9 protein-coding genes are annotated in these 10,789 nt (G+C 69.7%); 3 read left to right on the forward strand and 6 right to left on the reverse strand.

All coding sequences use genetic code 11. The annotated features are described in order from the left end of the window. Positions 1 to 49: 49 nt before the first annotated feature. The 6 genes from ccsB to hemL all read right to left on the reverse strand — a co-directional run bounded on the left by ccsB (position 50) and on the right by hemL (position 7,053). Positions 50 to 1,255, reverse strand: a complete 1,206-nt coding sequence (gene ccsB / locus MJ777_RS03195) for a c-type cytochrome biogenesis protein CcsB (RefSeq protein ID WP_239372990.1) — start codon at positions 1,253 to 1,255, stop codon at positions 50 to 52. Continuing rightward, the gene (locus MJ777_RS03200; RefSeq protein ID WP_239311754.1) at positions 1,255 to 2,865 is read right to left on the reverse strand and encodes a cytochrome c biogenesis protein ResB; all 1,611 of its coding nucleotides are present in this window, start codon (positions 2,863 to 2,865) and stop codon (positions 1,255 to 1,257) included. The genes ccsB and MJ777_RS03200 overlap by 1 nt, the downstream gene beginning before the upstream one ends. Before the next feature lie 248 nt (positions 2,866 to 3,113). Continuing rightward, a complete protein-coding gene (locus MJ777_RS03205) occupies positions 3,114 to 4,022 on the reverse strand; it encodes a cytochrome c biogenesis CcdA family protein (RefSeq protein WP_239372992.1) in 909 nt (302 codons plus the stop codon). Then, positions 4,019 to 4,663, reverse strand: a complete 645-nt coding sequence (locus MJ777_RS03210) for a TlpA disulfide reductase family protein (RefSeq protein ID WP_239372994.1) — start codon at positions 4,661 to 4,663, stop codon at positions 4,019 to 4,021. The genes MJ777_RS03205 and MJ777_RS03210 overlap by 4 nt, the downstream gene beginning before the upstream one ends. Positions 4,664 to 5,005: 342 nt before the next feature. Continuing rightward, positions 5,006 to 5,698, reverse strand: coding sequence for a histidine phosphatase family protein (locus tag MJ777_RS03215; protein WP_239372996.1), 693 nt, complete (start codon positions 5,696 to 5,698; stop codon positions 5,006 to 5,008). Continuing rightward, complete coding sequence (gene hemL / locus MJ777_RS03220) at positions 5,695 to 7,053, reverse strand: glutamate-1-semialdehyde 2,1-aminomutase (RefSeq protein ID WP_239311741.1); 1,359 nt, start codon at positions 7,051 to 7,053, stop codon at positions 5,695 to 5,697. Before hemL ends, MJ777_RS03215 begins: the two co-directional genes overlap by 4 nt. A gap of 600 nt (positions 7,054 to 7,653) precedes the next feature. Here hemL and MJ777_RS03225 point away from each other — a divergent pair. The 3 genes from MJ777_RS03225 to MJ777_RS03235 all read left to right on the forward strand — a co-directional run bounded on the left by MJ777_RS03225 (position 7,654) and on the right by MJ777_RS03235 (position 10,678). Continuing rightward, positions 7,654 to 8,490: a PadR family transcriptional regulator gene (locus tag MJ777_RS03225; RefSeq protein ID WP_239348031.1), complete on the forward strand. Its 837-nt coding sequence runs from the start codon at positions 7,654 to 7,656 to the stop codon at positions 8,488 to 8,490. A 194-nt stretch (positions 8,491 to 8,684) separates the two neighbouring features. Beyond that, a complete protein-coding gene (locus MJ777_RS03230; RefSeq protein ID WP_370651680.1) occupies positions 8,685 to 9,764 on the forward strand; it encodes an ATP-binding cassette domain-containing protein in 1,080 nt (359 codons plus the stop codon). Then, the gene (locus MJ777_RS03235; RefSeq protein ID WP_239311736.1) at positions 9,764 to 10,678 is read left to right on the forward strand and encodes an ABC transporter permease; all 915 of its coding nucleotides are present in this window, start codon (positions 9,764 to 9,766) and stop codon (positions 10,676 to 10,678) included. Before MJ777_RS03230 ends, MJ777_RS03235 begins: the two co-directional genes overlap by 1 nt. The last annotated feature ends 111 nt before the right edge of the window (positions 10,679 to 10,789 follow it).

Genomic DNA, 10,789 nt, shown 5'->3' on the forward strand with positions numbered 1-10,789 from the left:
CGAACGCCCTGGCCACTCGCGGAGCGGGTCTCGCACCGGGCCGGGCCTGTCAGTTCACCCCGGCGTAGGAGTGCAACCCGGAGATCACCAGATTGACCAGGTAGTAATCCACGAACAACGCGCTGAAACCCAACAGTGAGATCGCCGCGGCCCTGTTGCCCTTCCAACCAGCGGTGGCCCGGGCGTGCAGGTACGCGGCGTAGATCACCCACGTGATGAACGACCAGGTCTCCTTCGGGTCCCAGCCCCAGTAACGGCCCCAGGCCGCCTCCGCCCAGATCGCCCCGGCGATGACCGCGAACGTCCAGATCGGGAACGCCAGCCCGATCACCCGGTAGGTGATGCGGTCCAAGACCGCGGCCGTGGGCAGACGCATCATGATGCCACCACGCTTGCGCATCGCGGCGGACGCGCCGGCCCGCCCCGCGGCGACAGCGGCCAGCTGGTTCTCCCAGCGGTCCTTCAGCAGATACAGGACGGTCGTGACCGCCGAGAGCATGAACACGCCGCTGGCGACGATCGCCGCGGCCACGTGGATCTTAAGCCAGTAGGAGTTCAGCGCTGGGACAAGCGGTCCCACGGCGACGTAGAGCACCGTGCCGGCGAAACCCAGATAGAGAACCACCGGGAACATCACGAAAACACCCAGCCAGCGGACACGAGCCCGGGTCCGCGCCAGCATGACCAGGTAGGTTGACACCGCGACCAACGTGATCATGGATGAGAACTCGTACATGTTCCCCCACGGCACCCGGTGCGCGGCAAAGCCACGAGCCGTCACCGAACCCACCTGAGCCAGCCAGCCAAGAGCGGTCAGCGCCACCGCGATCCGGCCGATCCAGCGCACCCCGGCCGGGCCGGGTGGGTGCTCGCTATCCCCGGCCATCGCCGCGGCCAGTGCCGCCGCCGGATCAGTCATCGCGCCGGGTCCGCCCTGGCCGCCACCGTCAACGCCACTGTCAACGCCGCCGTCAACGCCACCACCGTCAACGCCGCCGTCGACCTCCCCGCTGCGTTCGGCCGCGCCGAGACCGGCGCCGGCCATCGCCGGGACCCGTTCGGAAGCCGTGAGCCGGGCGGCTCCGGCCGATGACGGCGATGACATGACCGGCTCCACCGCCGGTGCGCCGCTCGTCCGTCCGAACCGGCCGAACGCGAACTCGGCCGCGTAGCCGAGCATCGCCAGCGCGTAGACCACCATGGTCGCGCCGAGAAAATGATCGGACAACGCGGCAAGACCGGAGTTGACAGGCATCACAGCTCCTGTTTGTTGGAGTCCACCAGCCGGGGGTCCGTCTCCATGGCCGCCCGCGCATCCAGCGCGATCGCCCGCAGTTCGGCGGCGAAGCCGTCGATGTCGGACCGGGACAGACCGCCGATCTCGACGATGGTCGCGGCAGCCGCATGCGCATCCGCACCCGTTCCTACGCCCGTGCCGGCCGCGGGGCGCGCCCGCACCCAGACCCGGCGGCGGCGGACCCGCATGCTCACCAGCAGACCGCAGATGATGGCAATCGCCGCGACCAGCACCCAGCCCTTGAACGGGTCCGACTTCGTCTGGAATGTCGCGAACTCGCGCACGCCGTCGGCCTCCAGTGACATCCCGCCGGGCAGACCGGTGACGGTTCGCTGCTTCGGGTTGTTCAGCGCCAGGACCTGCGCCGCGCGATCATCGCCGAGCGGCCCGTTCAGCCGGAGCTGACGCATGTCACGGGTGTCCAGCGAGTAGACGTTCTGCGGGATGCCCTCGTTGATGTGCAGGTTGCCGACATAGCCGGTGAGCGTCAGGCCGGGTGCGTTCGCCGCCGGGTAGGTCGAGACATAGCCGCGCGCCCGGTCCAGTTCGGTGGTGGGCGTGAACACGCCGCTGAATGCCAGCTGCCGCGGCTCACGGGTGGGTCCGGTCGGCGCGAGCCCGGTATCGCCGATCTTCAATGTGCAGGTGGAGGTGAACATGGCGTCCCGGGGCGTGCACGGTTGATAGCCCTCCCAGACAACCCCGCCGGCAGCGTCACGCAACACGAAGTGCGGCGCGTATCCGTGCCCGATCAGATAGATCTTTGCGCTGCCGATCGCCAGCGGGTGGTTGACCCGGATCTCAGCCACACGGGTGGGCTCGCGCAGCCCGGATGCGTACGCGACCGTCGCGCGGAAGTCCGCCGGCTGGCCGGTCGGCTGGTAGGAGGCGGTGAACTTCTCCATGGTCAGGGAGAACGGCGCCAGGCCACCGGCGGGGTCGACAAGCCTGCCCCGGCTGAACTGGTCGTAGGAGACCAGCGTGTTCGCAAACCCGTCCCCCGTGATGACGAGGACCGTGCCCTGATAGCCGAACCACGAGCCCAGCCCGACACCGACGAGCATGAGGACCAGCGCGATATGGAAAATCAGGTTTCCGGTCTCGCGCAGGTACCCCTTTTCCGCCGCCACGGAGAAGTCGGGGCTGCCATCGGGCCGGGTGGCGCCCTCGGCGGCGACGGCCAACCGGAACCGCCGCCGCCGCAGAACCACCCGCGCGGCCTCGATCGCCTCCGGCGGGGTGAGCGCGGTGTCCCACGTCTGCCCTCCGGTCAGCCGGCTCGGCCGGGCCGGTGCCCGCGGCGGGCGTCCCACCAGCGCTCTGGCATGCCAGCGGACCCTGGCCGACAGGCATCCGATCAGGGAGATGAACAACAACAGGTAGATCGCGGCGAACCAGGGAGCGCCGAACACGTTGAACGCGGACACCCTGTCCAGCGCCGGCGCGAGCGACGGGTGGTCACGGAAGTACTGCTCGACTTTCAACGGGTTCAGCGACCGCTGTGGCAGCAGGGAACCAGGGACGGCCGCGAGCGCCAGCAGGAACAGCAGCAACAACGCGGTGCGCATACTGGTCAGCTGATGCCAAAGCCGCCGGATCCGCACGATGACCCACCGCGCGGGGCCCCACCGCCCAGGGCCCCACCGCGCGGAGACCCGGCGCGCGGAGCCGAGGCCTCGGACAGGGCCGGCGCCACGAACATCCGGCCCGACAGCATCCAGCGCGGCAGCATCCGGCCCGCCCGACGCTTGAGACGGCGGTGGCGATGCCTGCGCACGCACATCGTCAGGCACGGTCGTGGGCGCCGTCGGCTGGCTCACAGCGGAGTCTCCCCGAAACCCGGCGCGTAGGGGCGGACAGCCGCGATCAGATCAGCCCAGGCGCCGGTGAGCTGGAGGAGCCCGACGCCGACGAGCAGGACGCCACCGAAGAGGGTAAGCGTCCGCGCGTGCCTGCGCACCGCGGCCAGCGCACCAGCGACCCGCCGGAAAGCCAGGCCCACGATCAGGAAGGGTATCCCCAGCCCCAGGCAATAGACGGCGGACAGCAGCGCGCCTCGGCCGGCGGTCGCGCTCTGTACGGCCAGGCCCAGCACCGCGGTGAGAGTCGGCCCGAGACACGGCGTCCAGCCGACCCCGAACAGGACTCCGAGCAGCGGCGCGCCGAGCAGGCCCGGGGCGGGCAGGCGGTGGATGCGCCATTCCCGGTTGGCCAGCGGGACCCGCGCGAAAACACCGGCGAACGCCAGCCCCATGACGATGGTCACCACGCCGAGGATCTGGCTGACGCCTACCTGGTGCAGGGTCAGCCATCGCCCCAGCCCGCCGAAGGCGGCGCCGTAGCTGACGAAGACGGCGGTGAAACCGGCGATGAACAGGCCGGTTCCGACGGTGACCCGGCCCGCCCGGCGGCGTGATCGCAACCGAGACCAGGCCCGGGGCGGGGCCGCGACCTCGAGCGGGGCCCCCGGAGCGCCGGCCGCCGCCGGCCCGGCTGGCACACCCGGCACACCCGGCACCGCCAGGGCGGCCAAGGCGGTTGCCCGGCCGGTGCCAGGCGCCGGGCCGATCGCGAGATCCTCGCCCGACAACCCGGTGACGAACGACAGGTATCCGGGCACCAACGGCAGCACGCACGGGGACAGGAACGACAGCAGCCCGGCCGCTGCGGCGACCGGCACAGCGAGCAGCAGCGGTCCATCGGTGACGAACGACGCGACGCTCACGTCTCCGCCCGCAGCCTGGTGAGCATGGGCATCAGCTCATCCGGGAGCACTCCACCAGTGAACCGGGCCGCGAGCCGGCCCTTGGCGTCCAGCACGAAGGTGGACGGCAGGCCGGGCGGCACCGGCCAGCGCGCGGCGAGCGTGCCGATCCGGTCGATGATGCTGGGATAGTTCACCCCATTGTCACGGATGAACGCCTTCGCCGCGGAGAGGTTGTCCTTCTCGTTCACACCGACGAAGGCCACCTGTGGATTGTCGGCGGCCATCGTGACCAGACCGGGCGTTTCCGCGCGGCAGGGCGCGCACCACGACGCCCAGAAGTTCACGACGATGATCCGCCCGCGGTAGCTGGTGAGGTCCAGCTCGGGACCGGTCACGGTCGGCCCGGTGAGGATCGGGGCCGGCGTCCGGTTCTCGACCGGGACGAAGTCGGAGTTGGACGCCTGCTGGACAAAACCGAACCCACCACCAGCAGCCTGATCCACGCTGTCGGTCCCGCTGGAACAGCCAGTCACCACACAGAGCAGCGCGCACAGCGCACCGGTGATGACCAGCGACGCATGTTGACGTGGACGTGGACGCGGACCCGGCCACCGCGCCCGCCCGGCCCAGGCGGCAGGCATCCCCGATGCCGCTGTCACGCTCCGCCGCCCGTTCACACTCACTCCCGTCACACGCATCGGACCCGGTCTCACCTACGACCCACTGTAGAACTCGGCCCCAAGCGTAGGTTGCGGGCGCCGCCGCTGCCCGGCCCCCCGATGTCCCCAACCCGATCAAATCAAGGAACGGGGTTGGGATGCGTGCGTCGCGAGGCAGCCCGGGGAGCCGCCGGAGGTGGTGGGTGGCAACCGACGTGCGTCGCGCGGCGATGGATCGCGATGGATGGGGAGCGATGGCGCGAGGCGCGTGCCCTGGCCCCGCGACGCCGCATCCCCTGTTGCCGGAGCGTCCGAGGACAGCCGCGAAGGCCCACGGGCAGGTCAGGCACCGACAGAACCGGCCTGGTTGACGGTCGGGCCGTTCGGCTCGGCATAGTCGACCCGCACCAGCCGATCGCCGGAGTACACCGCCGACGTCACACTGGCGAGCGCGCACTGGCGACGGTCCGGACGGTGCCAGAGCCTGCTGCCCTCCAGCGCGCGGCGGGTCGTCCACACAGGTAGCTGGTGGCTGACCAGGACCACCTCCCGGCCGGGGAAGGCCGCACGCCACTCGGCGACGGCGGCGAGCATCCGTCCAGCGATCTCAGTGTAAGGCTCCCCCCAGGACGGCTCGAACGGATTGATCAGAATTTTCCACATCCGTGGGTAGCGGACAAGGGCCGGCCCGGCCTCGAACGGCTTGCCCTCGAAGACGTTGCGACTCTCGATGAGGCGTGGGTCGACCTCGACTGCGACACCGCTGGCGGCGGCAATCGGCGCGGCGGTCTGTCTCGCCCGCTCCAGCGGGCTGGCGACAACAACAGCGATGTCACGATCAGCAAGAAACTCCGCGGTCACCTTGGCCTGGCGCGCGCCGGCTTCGGACAGCACGAACCCGGGCAGCCTGCCATAAAGGATCTTCTGGGGATTGAAGACCTCACCATGACGGACAAGGTGGATGGTCGTCAGCGGGGTGTCAGTGCTGTCAGCGGTGTCAGCGGTGTCAGCGGTGTCAGTGCCCGTCCGCGTCATGAGCGCGGCCCTCCAGCGCTTGTTGCCGGCACCGGCTCAGGGACGCCGGCCGCGGCCCGCGCCGCCGCCGGCGCGGCGTTGGCGATCCGCTCGACAGCGGCGTCATCGTGTGCCGCCGAGACGAACCACGCCTCATAAGCGGACGGCGGCAGGTACACCCCGGCGTCCAGCATCGCATGGAAGAACGCCGCGTAGCGGGCGCTCGACTGGGTCCGCGCCCCGGTGTAGTCGATGACGGACGGCGCGTCGGTGAAGAACACGCTGAACAGCGAACCGGCGCTGCTGGGCAGGTGCGGCACGCCCTGCTCGGTCAGCGCTGTCGACACGATGCCGGCAACATCACCGGCGCGCGTGTCAACCGTCGTGTACACCTCCGGGCCGCAGGCTCGCAGCGTGGCCAGACCCGCGGCAACCGCCAGCGGGTTGCCCGACAGCGTCCCGGCCTGATAAACGGGTCCGGCCGGGGCGAGCTGGGCCATCACCTCACCCCGGCCGCCGAAGGCCGCCGCGGGCAGCCCACCGCCCATGACCTTGCCGAAGGTGAACAGATCCGGCGCCCATCCCTCGACGGCGCCTTCCGCCCCCCACCAGCCGGCCGGCCCGACCCGAAAACCGGTCATCACCTCATCCAGGATGAACAATGCCCCGTAGGTGTCACAAAGCCGACGCACTCCGGCGTTGAAACCCGGCAGCGGCGGGACAACTCCCATGTTGGCGGCGGCGGCTTCGGTGATGACAGCGGCGATCTCGTCAGGATACCGGATGAATGCCGCCTCGACGGCGCCCAGGTCGTTGTAGGGCACGACGATCGTTTCCGCTGTGGTGGCGGCAGTCACGCCCGGTGTTTCCGGCAGGCCGAGGGTCGTCACTCCCGAACCAGCCGCGGCGAGCAGGGCGTCGACATGACCATGGTAGCAGCCGGCAAACTTTATGATCTTCGAACGTCGGGTGAAACCCCGCGCGAGCCGCAGCGCGCTCATGGTGGCCTCGGTCCCGGAGTTGACCAACCGGACCTGCTCGACCGGGGCCACTCTTGACACGATCTCTTCGGCCAGCTCGACCTCACCCGGGCTCGGCGTGCCGTAGCTCGTACCACGTGCCGCCGCCGCCCGCAGCGCCTCGACGACCGCCGGGTGGGCATGACCAAGAATCATCGGCCCCCACGAGCAGACCAGGTCGACATACCTGCGACCGTCCGCGTCAGTGAGGTATGCGCCATCCCCGGACACCATGAAGCGCGGTGTGCCGCCAACAGCCTGAAACGCCCGGACCGGTGAGTTGACCCCACCTGGGATGACCCGCTGCGCGCGGCGGAACAACTCCTGGGAGGCCGGAGCCTCGGATCCGACTGGCATACCACCGATCCTCGCAGGTCCGCACCGCGCCGCCGCACGATGTGCCCGCACTCCGACCATTGATGATTGTTGGGAGGGAGCCGCCGGTGGGCGGGGGATAACCCAGCCGCCCACCGGCGGCGGCTCGGTGTACGGAAACGCCAACCAGCCCGGTGGTCAGAAGCCGGTGCGGGCGCACCGCCGAGCCCACCCGCACCGGCTGTGTCACGACGCATCTGTGAGCATGACGCAGCCAGCCGTGCGGCGCTCGGCGTAGCGCGCCAGACGGCCGGTGTGTCCGGTTGTTGCCACTCGAGACAGGGATCGCGTCCACGGCTTTCGGCTGATGCACCTGGCCCGCGCCTGTGAGCATTCCGAGAGTCCGCCGCCGGGTCCAGCGAACACGCCGCACCGGCGCCACGGCCCACGGCCCACGGCCCACGGCCCACGGCCCACGGCCCACGGCCCACGGCCATCATCAATGATCCACATTTTTTCCGTGTACCAGCCAGCGCTGCTGACCACCGCCAGCCGCTCCAAGCAGCCACCTGCCCGATTGACAGCCAGCGCTCGCGCCTCGGATACTCGCTTCCGAGTAATCGGAGCCGAGGTGGTGGGAGCATGGCACATCAACGGCCGGCAAACATGTTGGCACTGGCTGTGCTTGCGCTGCTCAACGAACGGCCCATGCATCCGTACGAAATGTCAACTACGATGCGTGAGCGCCACAAGGAAAACAGCATCAAGCTGACCTACGGCTCGCTTTACACCGTGGTGGAGTCGCTGGCCCGTGGCGGCTACATCAGGGCACGGGAGACCGTTCGCGAAGGCCGGCGGCCCGAGCGGACCATCTACGAGATCACCACCGCTGGTCGAACCGAGCTCTACGACTGGATGTCCGAGCTTGTCAGCACACCCGCGAAGGAGTACCTGCGCTTCGAGGCGGCGCTGTCCATGCTGGCCGTGCTCACGCCAGAAGACGCCGTCCGGCTGCTCACCGAACGCCGCAGCCGGCTCATGCTCCAGATCGAGCACGCCCGCGCGGGGCAGGCCCTCACCGTCCGCGAAGGCCTGCCCCGATTGTTCATGCTGGAAACCGGGTTCGTCAGCGCGCTGGCCCAGGCCGAGCTCCGCTACGTGGACGAGCTCATCAAGATGATCTCCGAACGGACACTGGATGGCATCCACATATGGGATGCCATCCACACTCGCGAGACCGAACCGGACCGAATCCGCGACGTCGTCGTCCGGGCGCTGCGGGCTGGCGGCCACACGGGATCCGCGGCCGACGCAGTCCTGAACACGACCGAACGAGCCATCGCCGCGCAGGCCGGCCCGGCCGGCGCCAGCCCCTGGCCGGCCTGGGAACAACCGGCACCGCCAGCGCCGTCCGCCGCGCCCGGGGACGCCGCTGGAACGCCCGGCCCGCACGATCGAAGCCGGAGACCGATCACGTGAACAACGAACCACGTTCTGTCGCCCGTCATCCCACAGGTTCAGGAAGTTCAGGGGGACCGATGACCTCAGACCCGGCTCCAGCGCAAGCCGCGCGACCGACCGGCAGCTCCACCACGCAGCTGCTCCAGGCGCCTGGCCCGGTCGCGTCCATGTCCATGTCCATGCCCGCGACAGCCATCCCCACGGCGACAGCCATGTTCGTGGGCTCCGGCGGGCATTGTGCGATCCAGGCGTCCGACCTGGTCAAGCACTACCGAGGTGGCGTCCGGGCGCTGGACCGTCTCAGCTTCCAGGTCGCCCCGGGCACGGTATTCGGCCTGTTGGGACCGAACGGGGCCGGCAAGTCCACCACGGTGAAAATCCTCACCACGCTCTCGCGTCCTGACTCCGGCGGGGCCACGGTGGCCGGGATCGATGTCCTCGCCCATCCCGGCCAGGTGCGACAGGGGATCGGTGTTGTCACGCAGCGTTCCGGCATCGACCTGGAAGCGACCGGACGGGAGAACATCGCGCTCGCGGCCCACCTGCACGGGCTTGCCCGCGCCGAACTGGCCACCCGGGTCACCGACCTGCTCGACCGGTTCGAGCTGGCCCAGGCCGCCGACCGCCCAGCGCGCACCTACTCCGGCGGCATGCTCCGGAAGCTCGACGTGGCCGTCGGGCTGGTGCACCGGCCCAGCGTGCTGTTCCTCGACGAACCCACCACCGGGCTCGACCCGCACGCACGCATGCAGATGTGGGACGAAATCGGTTCACTCGCGGCGGACGGCCTGACAATCATGCTGACCACCCACTACCTGGAGGAGGCGGACCGGCTCGCGTCCAGGGTCGCCATCATCGACGGCGGCCGCATCCTTGTCGAAGGCAGCCCGGACGAACTCAAGAGCGAACTGCGGGGAGACGCCGTCCGCCTGGAACTCGCGACCGTTCCCGACGCCGCTCTCGCGGAGGGCATCACCATGGCCCTCAACGGGATTCCCGGGGTCACCGAGACCACGCTGGACGGTCGCGAGGTCCACAGCCGGGTGACCAACGGCGCGTCGTCCCTGCCCGCCGTGTTCGCCGCTCTCGAACAGGTGGACACCACGGTCATCGCGGCGACGATCGCCAGACCATCACTGGATGACGTCTACCTGCGCCATGTCGGCCACCGGTTCAGGGCCACCGCCGGGACCGGCCCGCGCCCGGCCGGCGTCGGTGCTGGTACTGGTGCTGGTACCGACGACACGAACGGCCGGGAACAGGGCGTCGCGCGCAAAAAGGAGGTGGCGTGATGTCAGGCGGCACCGGCACCACCACCTGGTCTGGCAACGCGGTCACCGGGGCGGCTGCCATGGACAGCACGCTCCGCCCCGGCCGTGGGGTGGATGCTTCAGGTTCCCGGCCGGCGCCGTCGCCCGCAACGGAGTACGCGGCGTCCGCCGGCAGCCAGCTGCGCTGGCTGACTGTGCGGCAGCTGCGTGCGCTGGTTCGCCAGCCCGCCTACCTGGCGATCACGATCGTGCAGGCCGTGGTCTGGCTGCCCCTGTTCGGTTCGCTGTTCCGCCGGGTCGTCGATGTTCCCGGCTTCGGCAGCGGATCCTACTTCGATTTCCTGACTGCCGGCGTCGTGGTGATGAGCGCTCTGTTCTCAGCCGGCTGGTCCGGCATGCGGGTCATCGTCGACATCGATCGCGGGGTCATGGACCGGATGCTCACGTCACCGGTCCGGCGATCCGCGCTGATCAGTAGCGCGCTTGTCTACCAGGTGGTGGTCACCACCATCCAGTCGGTCATCATCATGCTGCTCGGCTGGGCCGTCGGGACCCACTACCGCAACGGCCTGGTCGGCCCGGCCGTCCTGCTCACAGCCGCGTCGCTGGTCGCGGTCACGGTCGCGGCCTGCTCGAACGCGCTGGCCCTGCTCGTGCGGAAGGAGGACGTCCTGATCGCGGCGGTGAACTTCGCCATCCTGCCGTTGACGTTCATGTCATCGGCAATCATGGCACGGAACCTCATGCCGGGCTGGATGAAGACCATCGCGCGGGTCAACCCGGTGGACTGGGCGGTCAGCGCCGCCCGCGAGGCCGGCTCGACCGACCCGGACTGGCTGGCGGTCAGCATCTACCTCTGCTGCCTCACCGGGCTCGCCGCGATAGCCGGGAAACTCGCGACCCGCGCCTTCGACGCCTACAGCCGCTCCCTGTAGGCCTGATTTTTAGAGCGCCCGAGGATAAGGCGTTCGATCAGTGAGCGGCTCATCCGCGCCCGATCCGGCAAGGCTGCGGAGGAAGGCGCCCTGGTGCTGGGAGCCGACTGA

Origin of the sequence: Protofrankia sp. Cj5, from assembly GCF_917627405.1 — a bacterium.
Taxonomy (GTDB): Bacteria; Actinomycetota; Actinomycetes; order Frankiales; family Frankiaceae; genus Protofrankia.